Raw genomic sequence first — 23,090 nt, forward strand, 5'->3', positions numbered from 1 at the left:
TCGCACAGCGTAGGTCGCCTTTTGTCCCGGGAGCCCGGGACCCGCGACCCGACACCGTCCTGGGAGCGGAACGGGACCCCGGCCCCGGGACTTGGGGACCGCACCGTTCCTATCCTGAGGCCCGTCCATGCCCGTGCAGCGAGAGGCCGCCCATGTCTCAGGACCAGCGCCAGCACACGCCCGCGCCGGCCGGCCGTGACGACGAGACACGCCGGGCCAGGCTCGCCGAACTGCGCGATCACGACGCCCGCCGGGCCCGCCGCACCAAGCGACTGCGCACTGCCGCCACGACGGGATCCGCGCTGGCGGCGGCGGTCGCGGTCGTCGCCGTGGTGCTGAGTGTCCAGGGCAGGCCCGAGAAGGACACCGCCGCCGACTCCGGGATCGACCCCACCAAGGCCAATGTCCGGGGGGAGAAGGTCTACGACAGCCTGGACCGTCTTCACGTCAAGGGCGAGGTCGACTACCCGCGCACCCCGTGGCCCCCGGTCGGCGGCCGGCACGACCCCCGATGGCAGAACGCCAACGGGGACGTCTACACACGGCCGTTGCGCGAGGAGAACGCCGTGCACGCGCTGGAACACGGTGCCGTGTGGGTGACGTACTCCCGTGCCCTTCCGAAGGCCGAGGTGGAGAAACTGCGGGCCAAGGTGGCGGGCGTGCCGTACCGGATGATGAGCCCGCTGCCCGACCAGCCCGGTCGCGTCGAACTCACCGCCTGGGGACATCAGTTGACCGTCGACTCGGCCGACGACCCGCGGGTCGACGAGTTCTTCGACGCCTATGTCCAGGGGCCGCAGGCGCCCGAGGAAGGCGCCCCGGTCACCGGCGGGAAGGCCACCCCGTGACCGGCGAGGCGTCGGTTCGGGACGCCGCACGGAGCCGCCTCACCCAGGTGTTCCTGCCGGCCGGCGCGCTTCTGCTGCTGGTCACGGTCCTGCTGTTGACCACCCTGTCCGGCCGGGCCCCCGCCGGTGACCCGGTGCCCGCCGAGGACTCGGTCGCGGTCGGGTTCAGCCGGGACATGGCCGTTCACCACCAACAGGCGGTCGAGATGTCACTGGCCGTCCTGCGCGACGGGGCATCGCCACAGGTGCGCACCCTGGCCTACGACATCGCCAACACCCAGGCCACCCAACGGGGGATGATGCTGGGCTGGCTCCAGACGTGGGGCCGCACCGCGACCTCCAGCGGACCGGCCATGCTGTGGATGGACATGCCGGCACCGAGCGCCGCGGACCGCCGCGCGGGAGTCCTCATGCCCGGCATGGCCGACCGTACCGACATGGCACGCCTGTCCGCGGCACACGGCCGGCAGGCGGACCTGCTCTACCTGCGCCTGATGATCATCCATCACCGAGGCGGTGTGCACATGGCCGAGGCGGTCACCGCCAACGGCACGCCGCAGACCGTCCACCGCCTGGCCCAGGGCATGGTCCGGGGCCAGCGGGCGGAGATCGCCCTGATGGAGTCCCTGCTGACGGACCTGGGCGCCGGCAGCCCGTGAACCGCCCCCGTTGTGGCCCACATCCGTCGTCCGGAACTCCAGGAGAACCCGGCCCTCGTCGGGCGAGTGAGCCTGCTTTTGCGCCCGCTCCGAGGGGCGCGGGGCTCCTTGTCGCCGAGCCGTCAGCCGCCCCGGTTCCGAGGTCCTGACCCATCGTCTTCCGCAGCCATGGCCGCCCGCACCCGTTGCTCCTCGCGAGCGGAGCCGACGTCACGTTCCAAGGGGGTGCGGCTTACAGCTGTGGCGAGATCCTCCAAGGCCCGCTTCTGCAGTTCCGCGCCGCGTCGCAGCACCGGACTCCGGTCCCCGGCGGCGCCCGCCCACGCGTGGAGCGCCTCCTCCACGCGCCCCCAGTCCGGATTCCGGTGCTCGCGCACATCGACTGCCGCCCGAGCGGTGTCCGCCTCCAGAGCCGCGGCGAGCCGCTCGGCCTCGGGGGCGAAACGGCTGTCGACCTGCGGGACGTGGCTCTCCATGACCATCGCCGCCCGGTCGAACCCTTTGAGCGCTTCCTCCGCCTCCTCCGCCTCGCGCGATGTCAGGCCCCTGGGGCGGACCGGTTCCTGCCGTGCCTGGTCGTAGGCTTCCTTCCAGGCGGCACGTGCCTCCCTGCTCGCCAGCAGGGCCCTGCGCACGTCGGCCCGTTGTTCCGGGGTCGGTTCGGCGTAGCTGCGGAGCACCGCTGCCGCGTAGCGGCCGTTGGCGGCGAGCCAGTCCGCAAGCCGGCCCGGCAGCCGGGGGGTCTCCCATGCGGGGAACACCACGTACGCCAGCATCGCCAGGACCCCGCCGAGCAGGGTGAGCACCACCCGCTCCGGGACCGTCTGCTCCCACGCCTGGCCGCCCATGCCGAGCAGGAAGACGACGTACGCGGCGGTGAAGCACTGGGAGTAGGCGTAGCCGGTACGGACCAGCGTGTACGACAGGGCCGCCGATACCACCGCCAGCGCCCCGAACACATGGGCGTCCGGTCCCAGGGCCCGCACCATCCCGGTGGCGAGCGCGACCCCCGCCAGGGTTCCGGCGAGACGGGCCACCGCTCGCGCGTACGTCCGGTGGAAGTCCGGCCGCATCACCATCACCGAGGCGATGGGCGCCCAGTAGCCGTGGTGCAGGGGCAGCCGGGAAGCGATCAGATAGCCGAGCGTCGCCACCGCCGCGAGGCGGACGGCATGCCGGAACACAGGCGAGTCCCGGCGGAGTTCTGGGCGGACCGCCCGGACGACGACCGGGAGGAGCCTGAACATGGTCGGGCGCACCAGGAACTGGGCGCTCGCGGGTCCGTGCGGCGCAGGCGTCTTGTCGCGCGCCTCGCCGCTCCCGGCGATCTCCAACGCCTCGCTGAGCAGCTCCACGAGCCGCTCGGCGGCCTGCCGCGCGGGCCCCTCCAGCACCTCGTGCTCGGCGTGCAAAGCCTCCACCGCCCCGTTCGGCACCTCGGTGGGAGTGCCGCGTCGGACCGTACGGGCGGCCGCGTCCAGGACGTCGGCGGCCGCGGCGAGCAACTCCCGTGCGCGGTCCCGCCCGGGCCCCTCCGCCGGGGCGCCGACGTCGGGATCGGCGAGCGCGGCGACGACCGGAACAATGCGCTCGGCGAGGCCCCGGGGGCCGTGCAGGACGGGGGGCCGCGTGCGAGCCTGTGACGGTGTCACGGCAGCCGCGTCCCGGGCCGTCATCAACGGCTCCGGTTCGAACGGCGCGGTGGGGTCGTGCCGCAGCCTGCGGGCGTAGTCCGCCACGGAGGCCAGGGCGTCGGCGAGCGCGTCACGATGCGCCCCCCAACGGCGGACCGGGAACAGCAGAATCAGCACGGCCTGCGCCACGCCCCCCAGTGCGATGACCCCGGCGTGCTCCAGGGCGCGCCCGACACTCGTGGGCAGGGTGATGGTCACCAGCATGCTGCCGACCGTCGTCGCAGCGACGATCCCAGCGGTCGAGCCGAGAGCCCACGCCAGCCCCGCGGCAAAGGCCCATACGGCCAGCAGTGGGAGGAACGTCACGAGTCGCCCTGCCGCCAGGTAGCCCACGAACGTGCTGAGCGCCAGACCCGCGCCCGCACTGAGCGCGATCACCTTGCGCGGACGCCAAGTGCGCTGGAAGGTGGCCCCACCCGCAGAGTAGGCACCCAGGGCGGCGGACGCGGCGTACGCAGGGGAGACCAGCCACAGCGCCAACCCGACGACGATCGCCACTCCGGCTGCCGTGCGCAGCGCGAGCAGGGGCTCCAGCCGCGTCTCCTCGATTGTGAGCCCTGATCGCATGACCTCCGCGAAGGCCCGCAGCCATCTCACGGGTGTGAGCCTAACCGGAACGCGCTGCCGGGTCGCGTCGGCTGCGCCGCCGCCTCTGTGCTTGCCGGTTATGCCGGCCAGCGGTGAGCGGCGATGCCGCACGGGCGTCCGGGAACCGGTCGTGCCGGTGTCGGTTCAATTCGAGTGTGGCGACGTTCCTGTTCGCGCTCGGAGTAGGCGGCTGCCCGGATCGCCTCGTCGCTCTCCAGGCCTGATCCCAATGCGCCGCCCACCGTGGCCGGCCGCCAGGGCTTTCGACAAGCCCGGCACCAACAGCCACGTACCGAAGATCGTCAGTCCCCTTCTCACCGATCGGGCCCGGATGAACAGGCGCGAAACGATTGACGAAGGACCCCGGAAGCGGCTGTTCCGTGTTCGTGATTCAGATTCACAGCGAGCTTGCGCCCGTTGGAGTGCAGCGGGAGATCGGTGAGGGCCACGACGACGGGCCATGCGCTTCGCGATCTGCGTCAACGTGTCCGGATCCGCCAGGAGAGCCACGCGCCGGCCACCGCCGGCAGGTGCGGGCTGTGCGGCCAGTTCTCCTCGTCTTCCCGCCAGGGAGCCTGCTCCACCAGCAAGGAGCCGGGGTGGTCCGCTGCAACCAGCCCTGGCTGTTCACCAGCCTCTCCCGAGCGGCTCCCCGGCTTGTTGTCCACCGCGGCGACGGCCCCTCCTTCGGACGCCTGGGCCTGGCAGGGCAATACAGGGCAGCCAATTGGGCCCGACATGCGCATGCGTTCGCGCACCCCCGTCGGCCAGGCTGACTGCCAAGCCCAGAGGACCGGGAGTCACCCCGGCGTCCGCAGCTGGAGGTTGCCGTCATGACCGTGATGTCCATCGCCAGGTTCGAAAGGTTCTTCCGCGCGGCCGCGGGGCTGGACGTCGACAAGAACGATCTCAAGCGCTACAACGACTTCGTCGACGCCAAGCTCTACGACCTGCTGACCGTCGCCCAGGCCACCGCCAAGGCCAATGGGCGTGACGTCATCCGGACCTGTGACCTACCGATCACGAAGGGCCTGCAGGAGAGTATTCACCGTTTCCGGAAGATCGACCAGGAAGTAGAACTCAAGCCGATCCTGGAACAGCTCGCCACCCACCCCGCTCTGGACCGCACGCCCGACGAGGAGACCGAGGAGGCCTATCCGGACATCATCGGCGGGCTCAGCCTGGCCCTTGCCCAGAGCTTCAAGATCCTCCACCCCGACCTGAAGAACCCCCAGACCCAGCACTGGGACGAGGCCCGAGCCGTCTTCGACCTCCTGCTGTGAGGTGGCGACCGGACCAGGCTGCGGCCATACAGCGTCAACGCGCTCTGCCTCCCCGGCTGCCGCAACGATCCCGCCGCCCCGCCGCAGGGCTCGTCCACGTCCAGGACCGCTGGATGCCGAGCGATCCGCAGCGGTTGCACATGCCCACCGGTGTATGTCCACCGGTGGGCATGTGCTGTGGTGCAACTGCGGCCACCCGCCTCCGTTGCAGATCTCCTCTGCTCGGATCACGGCAAGAGCGCGGCAAACGAGTTCGGCACCCGGGATTTGAGGTGCTGCCATTCACCGGCGCTCACATGGCGCTCCAGAGTCTTCAGTACGCCGGCGTCTCGGCCGGTTTCCAGCCGTCGTAGTAGATGCCTCTGATGAGGGTCGGCAGTTGGGCGCCGAACTGTACGGCCGTCTCGACCGGGAGACGATCCCGGAGCGGGTGCAGCACGGCCCGAAGTGCCGCGTACGACTGCTTGCGCCGGTCTCTGGGCCACTCGAAGGCCTCCTCGACGTCCTTCAGGAGCCGATTCGCCTTGTCCACCATGGTGTCGAACGAGGAGAAACCTGTCTCAACCATTTTTCGTGGGCCTTTCGTTCTGGGCGTCTCACGGGCTCAGTCCGCGAGGTCGGCCTTGCCGAACAGCACGGCGTAACTGGAGGGGAGTTGGCTGATGACCTGGTTCAGTTCTCCGCCGGTGACAGCCTCGGCAACGGTGGTCAGGACCGCGCTGGCGTCCCATTCCGCCGTACGCGGCCGGGCATCGGTGCGTTCGGCGACCCGGCGGTAGAACTCTTCGATCCCGAAGCTCTGCGCCTGCTGCGGCGTGGCTCGGTCCAGAACTTGTCCCAGCGGGCCGGGCAGCTGGGACGCGAGGTCTTTGACCTCTCCGGGGCTGATGCGTTGGGCCAGCACTTCCAGCACGGCGTTGGTGACGTGCGCGGCTTCGGCCTGGTCCTTGTATTCGCCCAGCTCGCGTACACGGGCGAGGAATCCGTCGTATTTCATCGCTGCCTCCTTGTGTCCCGGTCACCGCTGGTCAGGATGGTGCCTGGTGCGCTGTGCGCCGGCCGGGTCAGTCCGTCGGCGCGTAGCTGCCGTTCGCAAGGCTCTTGGCCCGGGACTCCCGCTCGGCCTCACGCAGGGCGCGGCGGAAGCGGCCGGGGCCCCAGGAACGGCCGCCCACGGCCTGTTCGAGTCGGTCGCGGCTCGTCGGGCCGGCTTCCTGGAGTGTGTGGGTGATCTGTTCGATCTCGTCGTCGAGGCCTTGTTCGGCCATGGCGGACGTACGGCTTGCCGTGCCCGCGGTGCCGGCCATCCCCGGCGAGTACAGAGTGCTGCCCGGTCCGGTGCCCGGGCGATAGCGACGGGCTCCGGCGCGCTCCCGCTCCCGGCGGCGGGCGGTGCGGTCGGCGATACGCAGGTCCCGCTCGTGCGCGGCCCGCCGGACGTGCGCGGGCCGGATGCGGTCCCGTGCCTCCTGTGGCGCGACCTCGTCGCGCGAGGCTGCCTCGGCTTCCTCGGCGGTGAGCGGCCGGGCGATGTTCTCCAGGGACTGTTGTTCGGCCCGGACACCGAAGAACACCTCGGCCAGCCCGCCCAGCGCCATGGCTGCCGCTCCGACGAGGAAGCCGATGGCCACCAGGTTGGCATCGCCACTGTGGATCAGGTGGCCGAACAGCAGCGGGCCGGTGATTCCGCCCACGGCCGTGCCGATCGCGAAGAACAGCGAGATGGACAGGGCTCGGGTCTCCATGGGGAAGACCTCGCTCACCGTCAAGTAGGCCGAGCTCGCTCCCGCGGACGCCACGAAGAAGGTCAGCGAGACCAGCAGGAAGAACGACCATGTCGTCAGGGAGCCGTTGATCAGCAGGACGGCGAGGACGGCTGCCACGACTGCCGAGCCGAAGTAGGTGCCCGCGATCATCGGCTTCCTGCCGACGGTGTCGAACAGTCGGCCGAGAAGGAGTGGTCCGAGGAAGTTGACGATCGCGAAGATGGCAAGGTAATAGGGGATCGAGCCGGAGCCGATGTCGAAGAAGCCGTTCAGGATCGTGCCCAGGTCGAAGACGATCGCGTTGTACAGGAACGCCTGTCCGACGAAGAGCGCCAGACCGAGGAGGGCGCGACGCGGGTACCGCCGCAGAGCCACGGCGGCGATCTCCCTGAACGGGATGACGTCGCGCTGTCGTACGGTGACCGCCTCGCCCGGTTCCGGCAGATCGAGGCCGGTCTCTTGGCGTACTTCGGCCTCGATCTGGTCGACGATGCGTTCAGCCTCGGCTTGGTGCCCGTGGATGAACAGCCAGCGCGGACTTTCCGGCACGTGGCGGCGTACCAGCATGATGCCCAGGCCCAGAATGCCGCCCAGACCGAAGGCCAGCCTCCAGCCGAGGTCCGCCGGCAGAAGACTCTCGTTGAGAAGCAGGACGGCGACCAGGCTGCCGGTCGCCGCACCGACCCAGTAGCTGCCGTTGATGGCCAGATCCACCTGCCCACGGTTGCGGGCAGGAATCAGCTCGTCGATGGCCGAGTTGATCGCGGCATACTCTCCGCCGATGCCCATACCGGTGACGAAGCGGGCGAGGTAGAGGTACCAGGCGTCGTGGGCGAACGCGGTCGCGACGGTGGCGAGGATGTAGATGCCGAGCGTGAGCATGAACAGCTTCTTGCGCCCGTAGCGGTCGGTGAGCCTCCCGAACAGGAGAGCGCCCGCACAGGCGCCTGCCACGTAGATGGCGGCGGCAGTGCCGATGTCGGCGCTGGTCAGGTTGATGCCGCTGTCCGGCTCGGTCATACGGGCGGCAACCGCCCCGACGATGGTCACTTCGAGCCCGTCCAGAATCCAGACGGTTCCCAGGCCGATGACGATCCGCCAATGGAATCGGGACCACGGCAGCCGGTCGAGCCGGGCGGGGACCTTGGTCGTGACGACACCGAGTTCGGCAGTGGTGGTCATGCCATGCCTCCTCGTTCAGGGCCATGGGCTGTCACCTGGAGAGGGACAGAACGGGCTGAAGCAGGCAGATCTGCATAGAGTGGTCTGCTGTGCTGCGCTGCCGCCTTCTGGGACACCGTTTTCGCTTTCGCCATGAGGGCGACACGATGCGCTGGCACTGCGCGCGTGGGTGTGGAACGGAGGGAAGCAAGCGATATCCGACGGCCCAGGACGCCGAGCGCTACGCCCGCGCATTCGACCGCGAGGACCAGGCCGACATCGGCCGACGAGCACCGCTGGGCCTGCTTCCCCTTCGGCTGCTGCGCGCCTGGCGCCTGCGGGGCCGAAAGGAAGCCGGTGGGGAGCCACCTGCCGCGTCTCCGCCGCCGTGAGGGGGTGCGGACGTCGTTCATGAGTCCCTCGGTGTCGAGCCTCGGCCGCCCGGCCGCGGTGCCGGACATGTGTCCGGAACCGCGGCGTTCGGGTCTCAGCCCTTGCTCTCGGTGCTTTCACTCGTCTCGCTGATCTCGATGTGCCGGGGCTTTGCGACCTCGGCCTTGGGGACGGTGATGTTGAGCATCCCGTCCGAGATCTGCGCATTGATCTTCTCGGTGTCGAGCTCTCCGGGCAGCCGCAGCCGGTACTCGAAGGACCCGGTGCGGCGGGTGCTCCGGCGCAGGACGCCTTTGCGTTCCTTCTCCTTGATCTCTCCGGTGACCACCAGCTCCTGGCCGTTCGCCTCGACGTTGATGTCCTTCTTCTTGACGCCGGGGAGTTCGATCTCGACGTGGAAGGCGTCGTCGGACTCCGTGACATCCGCCAGGGGCGTCCACGCGACTGCGGGCGCCGCGGTTCCCACCGTGGATTCCATCAGCCCGCTCATCTCGCTGAGCAGTTGATCGAACTCAGTCAGTGGATTGCGTGCCCAGCCGACGGGCCTGTCCTGCATTGCGCCACCGCGGTGGCGCCGGACGGGCGTGGCCATGGCCATCGCCTCCTTCTCCTTCTCGTGGTGTCCCCGCTGGGCGTCATGCGAGCCAAGCGGACTGTTTCGGACGGGTGTGCGGGGAGGTGTCGGTGTTGCCGGGCGCGGCGGTGCGGCCCAGGTAGCGGTGCACGAAGTGGATGCTCATCGCGCCTTCGCCGACCGCGGAGGCCACGCGCTTCACCGAGCCGCTGCGCAGATCGCCGGCGGCGAAGACGCCGGGCAGGCTGGTCTCCAACGTCAGGCAGTCGCGGCCCTGGCTCTGCCACAGTTCGGGAACGGAGGAGGCCTGCGCCTCCGCCCCGGTGAGCACGAAGCCGCGCGCGTCGAGAGCGAGCACGCCGGACAGCCAATCGGTGTGCGGGTCGGCGCCGGTGAAGACGAACAGCGCCCGCACCTCAAGGGGGCGGTGCTCGCCCGTACGGTGGTCGACCACGGTGACCGCCTCTAGCGTCTTGTCGCCCAGTGCCTCGGTCACCTCGGTGTGCAGGAGCACCCGCACTCGGGGGTGGCGCTCGATCTGATCGATCAGATAGCGGGACATGTGCGCATCGAGGCTCGGACCACGGACGAGCAGATACACCTGCGGTGCGTATCCGGCCAGGAAGAGCACCGCCTGCCCCGCGGAGTTGCCGCCGCCGACCACCGCCACCGGGTCGGTACGGCACTGCTGCGCCTCGTAGACGGTCGCCGAGTAGTGGACGCTGGTGCCCTCCAAAGGCTCGATGCCGGGCACCCGGAGGCGGCGGTAGCGGGCGCCGGTGGCCAGGACGACGGTACGGGCGGTGACCTCGCTGCCGTCGGCGAACCCGACGGCGTAGTGGTCGTCCCGCCGCTCGAGCCGGGCCGCCTCCGCCGGGACGCTGATCCGGGCGCCGAACTTCTCCGCCTGGAGCACGGCGCGCTCGGTGAGTTCGGCGCCGGAGATGCCTGAAGGGAAGCCGAGCAGATTCTCGATGCGGGACGACGTCCCGGCCTGGCCGCCGGTGGCCAGCGCCTCGACCACGGTCGTGCCGAGGCCCTCCGAGGCGGCGTTCACCGCGGCGGCGAGACCGGCCGGACCGGAGCCGACGATGAGGAGGTCGCCGCGGCCGTTGCCCGGTTCCAGGGCCGGCAGGCCGATGAACCGGGCCAGTTCGGCGTTGCTCGGATTGCGCAGCAGGGTCGTGTCCCGCCAGATCACCAGCGGCGTCTGCTCCGGCCCGACCCCGAAGCGGCGCAGCAATGCCTCGGCCTCCTTGTCCGTCTCCAGATCGATCCAGCGGTGCGGCAGCCGGTTGCGGGCGGCGAACTCGCGCAGCCGACGGGTGTCGGGCGAGTAGCGCGAGCCGATGATGCGGAAACCGGCGCCCTGTCCGACGAGCAGAGCGCGACGCCCCAGGCAGGCGCGCAGCACCACATCACCGAGGGTGGGGTCCCGGGTCACCAGGTCGCGCAGCTGGTCCATGGACAGGACGAGGATCTCGCCGGGGTCCCTGACCACGGCGGTGTAGAAGGCCACCTGTCCGTTGAGGAGGCCGAGTTCGCCGATGAAGCGGCCGGGGCCGTGCACACGCAGCAGGTGTTCATCGGGCGTGCCGTAGTTCTCGATGATGGCGACAGAGCCACTGAGGACGACGTAGAACGTCTCGCACCGCTGCCCCTCCCGGATCAGCTCGTCACCGGCGTCAACCGCGCGCCGCCGGCCGTGCTCCGCCAGGCGGGCGATCTGGTCGTCCCTCAGGCGGGGATAGGCGCCGTAGATGTCAGGAGTCTCGAAGGGGACGCTTTCCTCCGCCTCGTCCGGCACCGAGGGCCCGTCGGGTCGCGTCTCGTCGCCGGGCATCACACGAACGCCTCGTGGACGTAGCACCACCGCCAGTCCTCGCCGGGCTGGAACGACTGCACGATCGGATGGGCGTCGGCAGCCGCGTGCTTACGCGCGTGCTTGTTCGGTGAGGAGTCGCAGCAGCCGACGTGGCCGCAGGTCAGGCAGAGCCTGAGGTGGACCCACGGGGAGCCGAGCAGCAGGCACTCCTGGCACCCTTCTGGGGTCAGCGGCTGGACCGGCCGGACAAGCGCGAGGTGGGGATCTGCGTGCAGGGTCATGTGGATCACTCTTTCCGGGCCGCGATCGACTGCTCCACCCACCGCCGAAGGGCAGGGGCAGGTGCGGCACCCGCCTGCCGGGCGATGATCTGTCCTTTGTCGAGGACCAGCAGCGTCGGTACCGCCTGGACCTCGAACCGCTGTGCCAGACGCGGGTTCTTGTCGATGTCTACCTTGACCAGCTTGATCGTTCCTGCCAGGTCGGTGGCGACCTGCTCCAGCGCGGGGCTGACCATGCGGCAGGGTCCGCACCAGGTGGCCCAGAGGTCGACGACGACGGGCACGGTGGCCTGCTCGACGACTTCGGTGAAGTCGTCGTCGCCCGCATCGGCCATCCACGGCAGCGGCTGCTTGCAGTTGCCGCAGGTGGGGCGGCCCTCGGCGGCCACCGGTACCCGGTTGGTGCGCCCGCAGTGCGGGCAGACGACGTTGGTGGCTTGCAGGGTGCTCATGCCGCCCTCGCTTCCTTCACATCCTCGGGCTTGTCGTAGGTGACGACCAGTTCTCCGTGTGCGGCGTCGACGCGGACCGTCGCGCCGTCCTGGACGTCACCGCGCAGCAGGGCGCGCCCGACCATGGTCTCGACCTCGTGGGAGATGTAACGCCGCAGCGGCCGGGCCCCGTACACCGGGTCGTAGCCCTGGTGGGCGATCAGCTTCCTGGCTGCTTCGGTGAGTTCGACGGTGATGCGGCGTTCGGCGAGGCGCCTTCGCAGCTCGTCGAACTGCAGCTCCACGATCCGCTCGATCTGCTGCTCACCGAGCGGCTTGAACAGCACGATGTCGTCGACGCGGTTGAGGAACTCCGGGCGGAAGTGCCCGCGCAGCTCGCCCATCACCAGGGCGCGGGCGTCCGGCTTGATGTCACCCTCGGCGGTCGCGCCGTCGAGGAGGTGCTCGGAGCCGATGTTGGACGTCATGATGATCACGGTGTTGCGGAAGTCGACGGTGCGGCCCTGGGCATCGGTGATGCGGCCGTCGTCGAGCATCTGCAGCAGGGTGTTGAAGACATCGGTGTGCGCCTTCTCGATCTCGTCGAACAGGACGACCGAGTACGGCTTGCGGCGCACGGCCTCGGTGAGCTGGCCGCCTTCCTCGTAGCCGACGTATCCGGGTGGTGCGCCCATGAGCCGGCTGACGGTGTGCCGCTCCTGGTACTCGCTCATGTCGAGGCGGACCATGTTCTCCTCGGAGTCGAACAGGGCCCGGGCGAGGGTCTTGGCCAGCTCGGTCTTCCCGACGCCGGTGGGGCCGAGGAAGATGAACGAGCCGATGGGACGGCGGGGGTCGCGGATGCCGGAGCGGGCGCGGATGATGGCGTCGGTGACGAGCTGGACGGCCTCGTCCTGGCCGATGACGCGCTCGCGCAGGATCTCGTCCAGGCGCAGCAGTTTCTCGCGTTCGCCCTCCTGGAGGCGGGCGACGGGGATGCCGGTCCAGGAGGCGACGATCTCGGCGATCTCCTCCTCGGTGACGACCTCGCGCAGCAGCCGGTTCTGCCCTTGTTTGGCGGCCAGTTGCTCCTCCTCGGCCTTCAGCCGGCGCTCCAGGTCCTGCAGGCGGCCGTAGCGCAGTTCGGCGGCGCGGTTGAGGTCGTAGGCGCGTTCGGCCTCCTCCGCCTCGTGGCGGACCTGCTCCAGTTCCTGGCGCAGTTCCTGCACGCGGCGGATCGCCTGCCGTTCGGCCTCCCACTGGGCGTGTTTGGCGTCGGCCTCGCCGCGCAGGTCGGCCAGTTCCCTGCGCAGTTCCTCCAGGCGGGCCTTGCTGGCGGGGTCGCTCTCCTTGGACAGGGCCGCGTCCTCGATCTCCAGGCGGGTGACGCGGCGGGTGATCTCGTCGAGTTCGGCGGGCATGGAGTCGATCTCGGTACGCAGCCGGGCGCACGCCTCGTCGACGAGGTCGATGGCCTTGTCGGGCAGGAACCGGTCGGTGATGTAGCGGTGGGAGAGGGTGGCCGCGGAGACCAGCGCGGTGTCCTGGATCTTCACGCCGTGGAAGACCTCCAGGCGTTCGCGCAGTCCGCGCAGGATGGAGATGGTGTCCTCCACGTCCGGCTCGTCGACCAGGACCTGCTGGAAGCGGCGTTCGAGGGCGGCGTCCTTCTCGATGTGCTTGCGGTACTCGTCGAGGGTGGTGGCGCCGATCATGTGCAGTTCGCCGCGCGCGAGCATCGGCTTGAGCATGTTGTCCGCGTCCATGGCCCCTTCGGCGGCCCCCGCTCCCACGACGGTGTGCAGTTCGTCGACGAAGAGCAGGATGCCCCCCTGGGCGGCCTTCACCTCGGCCAGCACCGCCTTGAGGCGTTCCTCGAACTCACCGCGGTACTTGGCGCCGGCGACCAGCGAGCCCATGTCGAGGGCGAACACGATCTTGTCGCGCAGGCCCTCGGGCACGTCGCCGCGCACGATGCGCTGGGCGAGACCCTCGACGATCGCGGTCTTGCCGACGCCGGGATCGCCGATCAGGACGGGATTGTTCTTGGACTTGCGGCTGAGGATCTGCGTGACCCGGCGGATCTCGGCGTCCCGGCCGATGACCGGGTCCAGCCGCCCGGACCTGGCCTCGACGACCAGGTCGCGGCCGTACTTCTCCAACGCCTCGTAGGCCACTTCGGGGTTGGCGGAGGTCACCCGCTGGTTGCCGCGGACCTGGGTGAGCGCGCTCAGGAACGAGTCCCGGGTGATGCCGGCCCGGTTGAGCAGTCGCCCGGCGGCGGTCGACGAGCCCTCCTCGGCCAGCGCCAGCAGCAGGTGCTCCACGGACACGTACTCGTCCTTGAGGCGTTTGGCCTCCCGCTCGGCCGCGTCCAGCAACCGGGCCAGGCGCTGGGTGACGAAGACCTGACCGGGCGCCGCGCCTGGCCCGGTGACCTTCGGGCGCCGGGAGAGTTCCTCGCGTACGGCCGCGCGCACTTCCTCGGGCTCGGTACCGGCCTGTTGCAGCAGCCTAGGGATCAGACCGTCCTCCTGGTCGAGGAGGGCGAGCAGCAGATGCTCGCCGTCGACCTCGGTGTGGCCCAGGCTGCCGGCGGCGCTCTGCGCCTCCTGCAGGGCTTCCTGTGACTTCTGAGTCAGGCGGTTCATGTCCATGGTGGAAGATCACTCCTCATCCCTGCACGCCGCAGCGCGGCTTCGAGCAGGCTGATGCGGTCGAGCAGGTCGAGCACCAGACCGATGGATGCGTAGTTCAGGCACAGCCCGGTGCGCAGCCGCTGGACGCGGGCCAGGGCGGCCGGGGCCGTGGGGTCGAACACCAGGTGCCCCGCGGCGTCGCGCTCGGCGTCGACCAGTCCCAGGGCGACGAACCGGCGGACCAGGTCGGGATGGAGACCCGAACGACGGGCCACGGTGGCCAGGGAGAGCCCGGGCACGGGCACGATCGCGTACCGCGCGCCCACCTCGGTCGTGCGTGCGGGGGATGGGCGGGCCTTGGCAGGTCGGTCGCTCATCACGTCCTCCTGGGGTCGAATGAGGAGACTGCGGCGAGTTCCTCCAGCAGCTCGCGCTCCCGGTCACTCAGCCGGGGTGGCACCATGATCCGCAGCTCCGCGTACAGGTCTCCGTTCGCGCCGCGCGGGCCCGGCATGCCCTCGCCGCGCAGCCGCAGGCGCCGTCCGCTGGAGGACCCGGCGGGCACGGTCACCTTCGCCGTGGCACCGCTCGGCGTGGACACCGGCACGGTCGCGCCCAGCGCGGCCTCCCAGGGGGTGACCGGAAGCTGGACGTACACGTCCCGGCCGTCGAGACGGAACCGGGGGTGCGGCTGGATCCGCACCCGCAGATACAGATCTCCCGCGGAACCGTCGCCGCTGCCGCGGCCGCCCTCGCCCGCCAGCCGGATGCGTTGGCCGTCGGTGACGCCGGCCGGTACGTCCACCTCGTAGCGCCGCTGCCCGTCGGGCCCGGCGAGGGTGACGGTGCGGCGGCCTCCGCGGTAGGCCTCCTCGACGGTGAGCGGCAGTTCGGCCTCCTGGTCGGCTCCGGGGACACGCATCCGTCCGGCGCCTCCGAAGAGCGAGCCGAACAGGTCGTCGACGTCGACGCCCTCGGCACCGAAGTCGCTGGTGGCGTACCGGACCCGGGGACCGCCCCCGGTGGACCATCGGAAGCCGCTGCCGGCTCCCGCGCCGGCACCGGCGCCGACCCGTTCCTCCCAGTCCTCCGGGACCTTCCGGAAGTCCTCGCCGAAGCGGTCGTAGCGGGTTCGCTGCTCGGGATCGGACAGGACGCTGAAGGCCTCATTGATCTCCTTGAACCGCTCCTCCGCCTGCGGGTCCTTGTTGACGTCGGGGTGGTACTTGCGGGCCAGGGAGCGATAGGCCCGCTGGATCTCGTCACGGTCGGCGCTGCGCGGAACGCCGAGCACCTCGTAGAAGTCGCGTGCCATGGCCGCTCACTCCCGCTTGGCGACGGTCACGGCGGCAGGCCGCAGCTGCCGCTCGGCCTCCCCGTAACCGGGTCGCAGGACCTGGACCACGGTGTTCGGATCGGCGTCGGGTTCCTGGACGACGCCGACCACCTCGTGCCGGGCCGGGTCGAACGGCACGCCGGTCTCCGCATGGCGCGGGTAGCCCAGCCGCTCCAGGACGTTCACGGCCTGGTCCCGCACAGCTCGGACACCTTCGACGATCGCACCGGGGTCGGCGGCCGCGTGGCTCAAGGCAAGCTCCAGGTTGTCGATGACGGGCAGGAAGGCCGCAGCCGTACGGGCGCGTTCGGCCGCGGCCTGTCCCTTCAGCTCCCTGGCGTGGCGTTTGCGCAGGTTGTCGAGGTCGGCCAGGGCGCGGCGCCAGCGGTCGTCGGCCTCGCGCAGCGCGGCCGCGAAATCGTCGTCGGCTGCGGCGGTGCCGGTTGCGGCGTCGGGCCCCGGCTCGGCCTGTTCGGTCGGCTGTCCGGGCTGCGTAAGGTCCCCGCGCGGCGGCTGTACGGCGCCTTCCGGTGGCGGGTCGGGCTCTGGGCCCCGGGGTGGGATGGGCATGGTGGGCACCTCAGCCCTTGTCGAACTCGGCGTCGATCACGTCGTCGTCGGCTCCTGCGCCGCCCGGGCTCCCTGCGCCGGGACCGGATCCGTCCGGTGAGCCGGTGCCCGCCGCACCGCCCGCGGCGGCTCCCGCCTGGTGGGCCGCGAGCCCTGCGAAGATCTGCTGGAGTTCGGACGTCAGTGGCCGGGCCTTGTCCGCCCCGACCTCGTTCCTGACCGCCTCGCGGGCCTCGGACACCAGCATCTCGGCGCGGGCCTTCTCGTGCGCGGGCGCGGCGTCGCCGAGCTCGGCGAGGCGCTTTTCGACCTGGTAGGCGATGGCGTCCAGTTCGTTGCGGGCGTCGACCGCCTCGCGCAGGGCCTGGTCCTGGCCCTGGTTGCGCTCGGCCTCCTGGACCATCCGCTCGACCTCGGTGCGGTCGAGGTTGGAGCTCTCGCTGATGGTGATGCCCTGTTCCTTGCCGGTGTCCTTGTCCCGCGCGGTGACGTTCAGGATGCCGTTGGCGTCGATGTCGAAGATGACCTCGATCTGCGGCTCGCCGCGCGGCGCGGGGCGGATGTCGGTGAGCTGGAACCGGCCGAGCACCCGGTTGTCGGCGGCCCGCTCGCGCTCGCCCTGGAGGACCACCACGTCGACGGCGGGCTGGTTGTCCTCGGCGGTGGAGAAGGTCTCGGAGCGGCGCACCGGGATGGTGGTGTTCCGCTCGATGATCTTCGTCATCACGCCGCCGCGGGTCTCGACACCCAGCGACAGGGGCGTGACATCGAGCAGCAGGACGTCCTTGACCTCACCCTTGAGTACCCCGGCCTGGATCGCGGCGCCCATCGCCACGACCTCGTCGGGGTTGACGCTCATGTTGGGTTCCTTGCCGCCGGTCAGCCGACGCACCAGGGCCTGGACGGCGGGGATACGGGTGGAACCGCCGACGAGGATGACCTCGTCGATGTCGCTCTCGCCGACCTTGGCGTCGCCCATGGCCTGCTCGACCGGTCCCAGGCACCGCTCCACCAGGTCGCCGGTGATCTGCTCGAACGTGGACCGCATGATCGAGTCGGTGAGGTGCTTGGGGCCCGCGGCGTCGGCGGTGATGAACGGCAGGCTGACCTGCGTCTGTGTCACCGAACTGAGCTCGGTCTTGGCTTTCTCCGCCGCCTCGAACAGGCGTTGCAGCGCCTGCGGGTCCTTGCGCAGGTCGATGCCGTTCTCCTTCTGGAAGTCGTCCGCGAGGTGGTCGACCAGACGCCGGTCGAAGTCGTCGCCGCCCAGGTGGCTGTCGCCGGCGGTGGAGCGCACCTCCACCACGCCGTCACCGACGTCGAGGATGCTCACGTCGAAGGTGCCGCCGCCCAGGTCGAAGACGAGGACGGTCTCGTGCTCCTTCTTGTCCATGCCGTAGGCCAGGGCCGCCGCGGTCGGCTCGTTGATGATCCGCAGCACCTCCAGTCCCGCGATCCGTCCTGCGTCCTTGGTGGCGGTGCGCTGGGCGTCGTTGAAGTAGGCGGGCACCGTGATGACCGCCTCCGTGACCCGCTCTCCCAGCTGCTTGGAGGCGTCGTCGGCGAGTTTGCGCAGCACCTGCGCGCTGATCTCCTCAGGCGCGTAGAGCTTGTCGCGTACCTTGAACCGGGCCGCTCCGCCTTCGCCCTCGACGACGTCGTACGTCACCGCCCTGGCCTCTTCGGAGATCTCGTCGAAGTGCCGGCCGATGAACCGCTTGGCGGAGTAGATGGTGCCCTTGGGGTTGAGGATCGCCTGGCGGCGGGCCAGCTGGCCCACCAGACGTTCCCCGGTGTCGGTGAAGGCCACCACGGAGGGTGTCGTGCGGTTGCCCTCGCTGTTGGGCACGACCGTCGGCTCGCCGCCCTCCCAGACGGCGATCACCGAGTTGGTGGTGCCCAGGTCGATTCCTACTGCCTTGGCCATGAGGAACTCCTTCCGCTACGGGCGCCCCCGTTCTCCCTCGGAGCCGCGCCCGGTCTCCGTAATGGCTCAGGTGACGGCGGGACCGCTCCGCGGCCGGCTGCTGCCCTTCCACGCCCCGCTGCTTGTGCCGGTACTGGTCCCGCCGGGCAGCTCGGCCAGCAGCCGCACCGCCTCGTCGGCGACCGCGTCGTCGGCGACGACGTCGTACCGGCTGGGCTGCATGAAGCTCACCGAGGCGAAGTCCCGGCGGCCACCCTGGGCCGCGTGCGCCAGCAGGCCGAACAGCGCGCCGACGACTGCTCCGAAAATCAGCCCGTACAAGGCGAGGAGCAGTCCTGACACGACCGGGTCCAGCCAGTTCAGCAGCCCGAAGATCCATCCGATCAGGGCGCCGGGCAGGGCGCCGCTCGCCGCGCCGTGCAGGGCGGCCCCGCCGAGTCCCATGCGGCCGGTCACCTGCTCGACCAGGCGCACGTCCTGCCCGACGATGGCCACCCTTTCGACGGGGAAACCCCGATCGGACAGGTGATCGACGGCGCGTTCCGCCTCCTGGTAGGTCGTGTACGAAGCGATGGTCCTGCGGGCCTGCTCGTTCATCGGCCAGTCCTTCCTCACCGGTTGCAGGTGCCAGCGATCCCTGACAGGCCCAGCGTGGCAACTCGGCAGCACGCTCCGCCTGCCCCCGGCAGGTCAGAACTCGGCGTTGTCGGTCGGTCCGTGAGAACAAGGCAAAATCCAGACAAGCCGGGTGGCCCGGTCCAGGCTGGGTACTCAGGGCTCGCCGAGGCGTGAATCCCACGATTCGCCTGATCGCCTCCGATGACCGGAGAAACGGAGTGGTCTATGGCCTGCCGTCCGTCACCGAGACTGTCGCCTCATGTCCCCGACCAGGAAGTGGCTCGCCACCCGGGGGACACCACGGGCAGCGAACGCCGCGACCCCCGTCCGCTCGCGGCGCTGGACCCACACGGGCTGCTGGTGCTGTCGCACACTCTGTTCACGTGCGCGGAACAGAGTGAGATCGTGCGGTTGGCCATGTGGCAGGTCAGAGCCCTTGGCCCCTACCGCGCCGAGGCGGGATACCTCTCGACGGGCGACGGTCTGTCACGTGTTCCGGGCCACGACGTGGGAGCACCAACGGTCGACGACGCACAAATGACGGAGCTGGGCGGGGCCGACGGCTCCGTATCCCTTCCGGAGCGGCCCTGGAGCCGGGCGTTCGGCCTGCGCGGAGCCGACGGTCTGCTGGGCTACATCGTGGTCTCCTCCCCGTCCGGGCCCGATGAGCAGGGGCACTTCCTCCTCGAAACGCTCGTGAAACTCACAGCCGCGGCCCTGTCACTGGCGGCAACACGCGCCTCGCAGCACGACAACGCCGGCGAAATGATCCGCCTCCGCACCGAACGGGACACCGCACTGCGGCAGCTGGACACGTTGTACTCCGAGCTGCACCTGCAGAAGAAGGTGCACGAGACCCTCGCCCGTGTTACCGCGCGGGGCGGCGGCGAGGACGCCATCACCCAGGCGCTGTACGAGCTCACCGGGCTGTCGGCACTCATCGAGGACCGGTTCGGCAACGTGAGGTCCTGGGCCGGTCCCGACCGGCCCGACCCTCATCCGGTGCGGTCCTCGACCCGCCAGGAAGAGATGCTGCGGCTGGTCGCGCGCGAGGCGGGCCCGGTCAGGGTCAAGGCCCGGTTGATCGCCCTCGTCAGGCCGCGCGGCCACCTCCTCGGCGTACTCGCCCTCGAGGACCCCGAGGCGACGGCCGACGAGCACACCATGTTCGCCTTGGATCACGCCCAGCGCCTGCTCGCCCAGGAGCTCCTGCATGTGCGCGAGCTCACCGAGGTCGAACTGCGGTTGCGCCGCCAGCTGATCGACGACCTGCTGGAGGGCACTGACGAGACGAGCGCCTATGCCCGGGCCGAAGCCCTCGGCCACGACCTGCGGCGTACCCATTACGTGGTCGTGGTGCACTGGCCGGGCAACGCCGCAGACGACTCCTTCACCCGGGCCGTCGAGCGAGCGACAGCCACCACGGCGGCCCATACGCTGATCACCCGTCGCGGTGACCGGGTGGTCCTGCTGACCGAAGCAAGGCCCGACGACGATGCCGTGCACGCGGCGCTGGCCCACGAGCTGGGGACATCCGCCGGAGCGATCGGGGTGAGCACCCGCTGCGACTCCCCGGACGGAGTTCCCCGCTGTTATCAGGAGGCACTGCGGGCCCTGGAGGTGCGGCAGAACTCCCGCGAGCGCAGCGGGACGACGTTCTTCGACGAACTCGGGCTGTACCGGATCCTGGGGCCGGGCAACGATCTCCGGGAACTCGAAGGTTTCGTGCGGGAGTGGCTCGGCCGGCTGATCGACTACGACACAGAGCACGACACGGAGTTGGTGGAAACGCTCTCGCGCTACTTCGACTGCGGAGGCAACTACGACGACGCGGCCGTCGCACTGACGGTCCACCGCAGCACTCTGCGCTACCGGCTGCAGCGCATCCGGGAAATCAGCGACCGCGACCTGGCGGATGTGGACACCCGGCTCAATCTGCAGGTGGCAACGCGCGTCTGGAAGATCATCCTGGGCGGGCGGCGCTGACCGCGGAAACCCGGCCGGGCCGGCGCAGCGGGTCAGTCTGGCTGCCGGAGCCCGCCGACACGTGTCTTGGAGCGCTGCTCCCCATCCTTTCGGGCCTTCCGCCGCCATCGCCCCGCGCACGCGGGCTGACGGGACGGGCACGGGGGCCACTGAGTGCCGGGCCAGTAGGAGCGGTAGCGGTGCGGTGCCTGGCGGGTCACGACCCTTTCCGCACTTCACTCAGGAACGCGACGAGGCGGGGCGGAAGGCGCGCACGCGCCTCACAGGCCGCGAAGAAGGGCCCGGGTCTCGTGGTCGATCTGCCGGGCCTCTCCGGTGGGTACCATCACGATCGGTATGTCCGCCCCAGGCCCGCTGACGATCGCGGGTCGGCTCGCGTCGTCGGGCGTGCGCAGGCCGCCGGTCAGCCCGAGGGCGGTGAGCCGGGTGCATACCTCTTCGCGAACCTCGGGCTGGTCTTCGCCGATCTCCCCGGTGAAGACCAGGGCGTCGAGCCGGTCGAGCGACGCGGCCATCGCGGCGATGCCGCGGCGACAGTGATGAGTGAAGACGTCCAGGGCGAGAGCGGCGCGCTCGTCGCCCGCTGCCCGGCTGCGGACGAGGTCGCGGGTGTCGTCGGAGGTGCCGGAGAGGCCGAGCAGACCGGAACGGTGATTCAGCGCGTCCTCAATGTCGTCGGCGGACAGACGGTGCCGCGTCTGCAGCCAGGTCAGGGCGCCGGGGTCCACGCTTCCGCTGCGGCGGCACATCACCAGCCCCTCCAGCGGTGTGAAGCCCATGGTGGTGTCGACGCTGGTCCCGTTGCGCACCGCACAGGCTGAGCAGCCGCCGCCGAGGTGGGTGATCACCAGGTGGAGCTGCTGGGGGCGCTGACCGAGCAGCTCGGCCGTCCGGCCGAGTGCCCAGGAGTAGGACAGCCCGTGGAAGCCGTAGCGGCGCATCCCGTACTCCTCGCGCCAGGTGGCGGGCACCGCGTACTCGCGGGCGGCGGCGGGCAGGCCGGCGTGGAAGACGGTGTCGAAGCAGGCTGCGTGCGGGACGTCGGGTAGTAGCTTCCGGGCGGAGTCCAGGACGGTGAGGGCCGGCGGGACGTGCAGCGGTGCCAGGTCGGCCACACTCCTGAGGGCGGCCCGGATCTCGTCGTCGACCAGGACGTGGCTGCGCAGTCCGGGCCCGCCGTGGACGATGCGGTGACCCACGGCAGCGGGCGATGGCGCGTGGGCCAGCAGGTGCCGCAAAGGGCCGGACACGTCTTCGCCGGGTGCGGAGGCGCTGTGGTGTTCGGCCAGGACCTGCCCGTCGTCGCCGAACACGGTCAGCCTCAGGCTGGACGAGCCTGCGGCGGCCACCAGGACCGGGCCGATGTCTCCTGCCGACACGGTGCTCCTTCCCCGCGATTGCGGGGCAGCCGGGTACCCGCCTGGCCTCGTAGGAAACGGAGGCTCACCGGATGATCGTGGCACCCAAGCTGACCAGGGGAAGTAGCAGTTGGTGCGGCTCGCCGGAGGGGTGCTGGTCCGGAAATGGTCCGGATCTTGGTCCGTATCGGCTTGCGGAATGGATTGCTGCTGCGCGGGGGCGGGGAGCGACAGCGAGGAGCGCGGCGGTGCCCACCCCGGCGGACGACGCAGCACGCCGCAGGGGAGGAGCGGCCAGGGGCACTAGGCGTTGCTCCACCCGGTTGTGCTGGAATACGAGTCCAGCAGGTCCACCACGAAGACCAGGGTCGAGCCCGCCGGGATCAACGGCGAAGGCGACTGATTGCCGTAGCCGAGACGCGGGGGAACGATGATCTCGCGCCGACCGCCGACCTTCATCCCCCTCACCCCCCGGTCCCAGCCCTTGATGACCTTGCCACTGCCCAGGGCGAACTTGAACGGCTGACCGCGGTCCCAGGAGGCATCGAACTCCTTCCCGGACTCGAACGTCACCCCGACATAGTGGACCCTGACCACCATGCCCGGCTTCACCTCAGCCCCTTCCCCGACGACCAGTTCCCGGATGGTCAGCTCGCCGGGAGCGTCACCCTCCGGCACGTCGACCTCGGGCTTTGTCAATTCATTCATTGCAGCCTCATCACTTTCAGCCGGAAGCCGTCGCACGGACCAGTCGGTCGGACACAGGGACAGTCCGTGCAGCAGATGGTCACGCTAGTGCTCTGACCGCATAGGTTCGCCGGGTCGTTCAGGCTGCGGTGGCGAGGGAGCGTCCACCCCAGCGGATGCCCTTTTCGCTGCGGATGCGGGCGCGTTCCTTGCGTTCGGCGGCCAGGACGTCGCGATGGCGGGCGTTGGTGTTGCGCCACCGCAGGTAGGCGTGCAGGGCCCGGGTCTGAACCGTGTGGTTGGGGTAGTTCGAGTTGGCGATGGTGAACTGCCGCAGCGGCCCGAAGTGGGCCTCGATCGGGTTCGCCCACGAGGCGTAGGTCGGCGTGAAGCACAGCTCGACCTTGTGCTTCTTCGCCCAGCGGCGGATGTCGGCGCCTTTGTGGGCGGAGAGGTTGTCCAGGAT

21 protein-coding genes are annotated in these 23,090 nt (G+C 70.2%); 4 read left to right on the forward strand and 17 right to left on the reverse strand.

The window, feature by feature from the left end; all coding sequences use genetic code 11:
• Positions 1-152 precede the first annotated feature (152 nt).
• Positions 153-848: a DUF3105 domain-containing protein gene (locus H293_RS0139020; RefSeq protein ID WP_020123218.1), complete on the forward strand. Its 696-nt coding sequence runs from the start codon at positions 153-155 to the stop codon at positions 846-848.
• Entirely contained in the window at positions 845-1,507 is a 663-nt protein-coding gene (locus H293_RS0139025) for a DUF305 domain-containing protein (RefSeq protein WP_020123219.1), read from the forward strand. Before H293_RS0139020 ends, H293_RS0139025 begins: the two co-directional genes overlap by 4 nt.
• Positions 1,508-1,629: 122 nt before the next feature.
• Here the strand turns inward: H293_RS0139025 and H293_RS0139030 are convergent, their stop codons facing one another.
• Entirely contained in the window at positions 1,630-3,798 is a 2,169-nt protein-coding gene (locus H293_RS0139030) for an FUSC family protein (RefSeq protein ID WP_028808578.1), read from the reverse strand.
• An 824-nt stretch (positions 3,799-4,622) separates the two neighbouring features.
• Between H293_RS0139030 and H293_RS0139035 the strand changes: the two genes are divergently transcribed.
• Positions 4,623-5,072 carry a DUF1931 family protein gene (locus tag H293_RS0139035; RefSeq protein ID WP_020123221.1) on the forward strand — a complete coding sequence of 150 codons (450 nt, stop codon included), beginning with the start codon at positions 4,623-4,625 and terminating at the stop codon, positions 5,070-5,072.
• A gap of 313 nt (positions 5,073-5,385) precedes the next feature.
• Here the strand turns inward: H293_RS0139035 and H293_RS53120 are convergent, their stop codons facing one another.
• The 13 genes from H293_RS53120 to H293_RS0139100 form a co-directional block, all read right to left on the reverse strand.
• Positions 5,386-5,640, reverse strand: a complete 255-nt coding sequence (locus tag H293_RS53120; RefSeq protein ID WP_020123222.1) for a DUF2267 domain-containing protein — start codon at positions 5,638-5,640, stop codon at positions 5,386-5,388.
• Between the two features lie 36 nt (positions 5,641-5,676).
• Positions 5,677-6,069, reverse strand: coding sequence for a DUF2267 domain-containing protein (locus H293_RS0139045; RefSeq protein WP_020123223.1), 393 nt, complete (start codon positions 6,067-6,069; stop codon positions 5,677-5,679).
• 67 nt (positions 6,070-6,136) lie between these two features.
• Positions 6,137-8,020 carry an MFS transporter gene (locus H293_RS50940; protein ID WP_020123224.1) on the reverse strand — a complete coding sequence of 628 codons (1,884 nt, stop codon included), beginning with the start codon at positions 8,018-8,020 and terminating at the stop codon, positions 6,137-6,139.
• A 466-nt stretch (positions 8,021-8,486) separates the two neighbouring features.
• Positions 8,487-8,984, reverse strand: a complete 498-nt coding sequence (locus H293_RS0139055) for an Hsp20/alpha crystallin family protein (protein WP_033416190.1) — start codon at positions 8,982-8,984, stop codon at positions 8,487-8,489.
• A 43-nt stretch (positions 8,985-9,027) separates the two neighbouring features.
• The gene (locus H293_RS0139060) at positions 9,028-10,809 is read right to left on the reverse strand and encodes an FAD-dependent oxidoreductase (protein ID WP_020123226.1); all 1,782 of its coding nucleotides are present in this window, start codon (positions 10,807-10,809) and stop codon (positions 9,028-9,030) included.
• Complete coding sequence (locus H293_RS0139065; RefSeq protein WP_020123227.1) at positions 10,809-11,072, reverse strand: UBP-type zinc finger domain-containing protein; 264 nt, start codon at positions 11,070-11,072, stop codon at positions 10,809-10,811. The genes H293_RS0139060 and H293_RS0139065 overlap by 1 nt, the downstream gene beginning before the upstream one ends.
• Before the next feature lie 5 nt (positions 11,073-11,077).
• Positions 11,078-11,524 carry a thioredoxin gene (gene trxA / locus H293_RS0139070; RefSeq protein ID WP_020123228.1) on the reverse strand — a complete coding sequence of 149 codons (447 nt, stop codon included), beginning with the start codon at positions 11,522-11,524 and terminating at the stop codon, positions 11,078-11,080.
• Entirely contained in the window at positions 11,521-14,160 is a 2,640-nt protein-coding gene (clpB, locus tag H293_RS0139075; RefSeq protein WP_020123229.1) for an ATP-dependent chaperone ClpB, read from the reverse strand. The genes trxA and clpB overlap by 4 nt, the downstream gene beginning before the upstream one ends.
• A complete protein-coding gene (locus H293_RS0139080; protein WP_020123230.1) occupies positions 14,151-14,519 on the reverse strand; it encodes a chaperone modulator CbpM in 369 nt (122 codons plus the stop codon). The genes clpB and H293_RS0139080 overlap by 10 nt, the downstream gene beginning before the upstream one ends.
• On the reverse strand, positions 14,519-15,457 hold the full coding sequence (locus tag H293_RS0139085) for a DnaJ C-terminal domain-containing protein (protein WP_020123231.1): 939 nt from the start codon (positions 15,455-15,457) through the stop codon (positions 14,519-14,521). Before H293_RS0139085 ends, H293_RS0139080 begins: the two co-directional genes overlap by 1 nt.
• A gap of 6 nt (positions 15,458-15,463) precedes the next feature.
• Positions 15,464-16,048, reverse strand: coding sequence for a nucleotide exchange factor GrpE (locus H293_RS0139090; protein WP_020123232.1), 585 nt, complete (start codon positions 16,046-16,048; stop codon positions 15,464-15,466).
• Positions 16,049-16,058: 10 nt separating this feature from the next.
• On the reverse strand, positions 16,059-17,975 hold the full coding sequence (dnaK, locus tag H293_RS0139095; RefSeq protein ID WP_020123233.1) for a molecular chaperone DnaK: 1,917 nt from the start codon (positions 17,973-17,975) through the stop codon (positions 16,059-16,061).
• 66 nt (positions 17,976-18,041) lie between these two features.
• Positions 18,042-18,572, reverse strand: coding sequence for a general stress protein (locus tag H293_RS0139100; RefSeq protein ID WP_020123234.1), 531 nt, complete (start codon positions 18,570-18,572; stop codon positions 18,042-18,044).
• A gap of 297 nt (positions 18,573-18,869) precedes the next feature.
• On the opposite strand from H293_RS0139100, the gene H293_RS0139105 reads away from it, so the two are divergent.
• Positions 18,870-20,579: a PucR family transcriptional regulator gene (locus tag H293_RS0139105; RefSeq protein ID WP_020123235.1), complete on the forward strand. Its 1,710-nt coding sequence runs from the start codon at positions 18,870-18,872 to the stop codon at positions 20,577-20,579.
• Positions 20,580-20,839: 260 nt separating this feature from the next.
• Here H293_RS0139105 and H293_RS0139110 read toward each other — a convergent pair whose 3' ends face one another.
• From H293_RS0139110 to H293_RS0139120, 3 genes are all read right to left on the reverse strand, one after another.
• The gene (locus tag H293_RS0139110) at positions 20,840-21,958 is read right to left on the reverse strand and encodes an acetate/propionate family kinase (RefSeq protein WP_020123236.1); all 1,119 of its coding nucleotides are present in this window, start codon (positions 21,956-21,958) and stop codon (positions 20,840-20,842) included.
• 282 nt (positions 21,959-22,240) lie between these two features.
• Entirely contained in the window at positions 22,241-22,645 is a 405-nt protein-coding gene (locus H293_RS0139115) for an FKBP-type peptidyl-prolyl cis-trans isomerase (RefSeq protein WP_028808579.1), read from the reverse strand.
• 118 nt (positions 22,646-22,763) lie between these two features.
• A partial coding sequence (locus H293_RS0139120) for a transposase (RefSeq protein WP_199790245.1) occupies positions 22,764-23,090 on the reverse strand: 327 nt, incomplete at its 5' end.

This window comes from Streptomyces canus 299MFChir4.1, assembly GCF_000383615.1.
Classification (GTDB): domain Bacteria; phylum Actinomycetota; class Actinomycetes; order Streptomycetales; family Streptomycetaceae; genus Streptomyces; species Streptomyces canus_C.

Excerpts from the sequence above, each read along its gene's own strand:
- H293_RS0139020 (WP_020123218.1), top strand. The coding sequence starts at position 153 with ATGTCTCAGGACCAGCGCCAGCACACGCCCGCGCCGGCCGGCCGTGAC.
- H293_RS0139035 (WP_020123221.1), top strand. The coding sequence starts at position 4,623 with ATGACCGTGATGTCCATCGCCAGGTTCGAAAGGTTCTTCCGCGCGGCC.
- H293_RS53120 (WP_020123222.1), bottom strand. The coding sequence starts at position 5,640 with ATGGTTGAGACAGGTTTCTCCTCGTTCGACACCATGGTGGACAAGGCG.
- H293_RS0139045 (WP_020123223.1), bottom strand. The coding sequence starts at position 6,069 with ATGAAATACGACGGATTCCTCGCCCGTGTACGCGAGCTGGGCGAATAC.
- H293_RS50940 (WP_020123224.1), bottom strand. The coding sequence starts at position 8,020 with ATGACCACCACTGCCGAACTCGGTGTCGTCACGACCAAGGTCCCCGCC.
- H293_RS0139055 (WP_033416190.1), bottom strand. The coding sequence starts at position 8,984 with ATGGCCACGCCCGTCCGGCGCCACCGCGGTGGCGCAATGCAGGACAGG.
- H293_RS0139060 (WP_020123226.1), bottom strand. The coding sequence starts at position 10,809 with ATGCCCGGCGACGAGACGCGACCCGACGGGCCCTCGGTGCCGGACGAG.
- H293_RS0139065 (WP_020123227.1), bottom strand. The coding sequence starts at position 11,072 with ATGACCCTGCACGCAGATCCCCACCTCGCGCTTGTCCGGCCGGTCCAG.
- trxA (WP_020123228.1), bottom strand. The coding sequence starts at position 11,524 with ATGAGCACCCTGCAAGCCACCAACGTCGTCTGCCCGCACTGCGGGCGC.
- clpB (WP_020123229.1), bottom strand. The coding sequence starts at position 14,160 with ATGGACATGAACCGCCTGACTCAGAAGTCACAGGAAGCCCTGCAGGAG.
- H293_RS0139080 (WP_020123230.1), bottom strand. The coding sequence starts at position 14,519 with ATGAGCGACCGACCTGCCAAGGCCCGCCCATCCCCCGCACGCACGACC.
- H293_RS0139085 (WP_020123231.1), bottom strand. The coding sequence starts at position 15,457 with ATGGCACGCGACTTCTACGAGGTGCTCGGCGTTCCGCGCAGCGCCGAC.
- H293_RS0139090 (WP_020123232.1), bottom strand. The coding sequence starts at position 16,048 with ATGCCCATCCCACCCCGGGGCCCAGAGCCCGACCCGCCACCGGAAGGC.
- dnaK (WP_020123233.1), bottom strand. The coding sequence starts at position 17,975 with ATGGCCAAGGCAGTAGGAATCGACCTGGGCACCACCAACTCGGTGATC.
- H293_RS0139100 (WP_020123234.1), bottom strand. The coding sequence starts at position 18,572 with ATGAACGAGCAGGCCCGCAGGACCATCGCTTCGTACACGACCTACCAG.
- H293_RS0139115 (WP_028808579.1), bottom strand. The coding sequence starts at position 22,645 with ATGAATGAATTGACAAAGCCCGAGGTCGACGTGCCGGAGGGTGACGCT.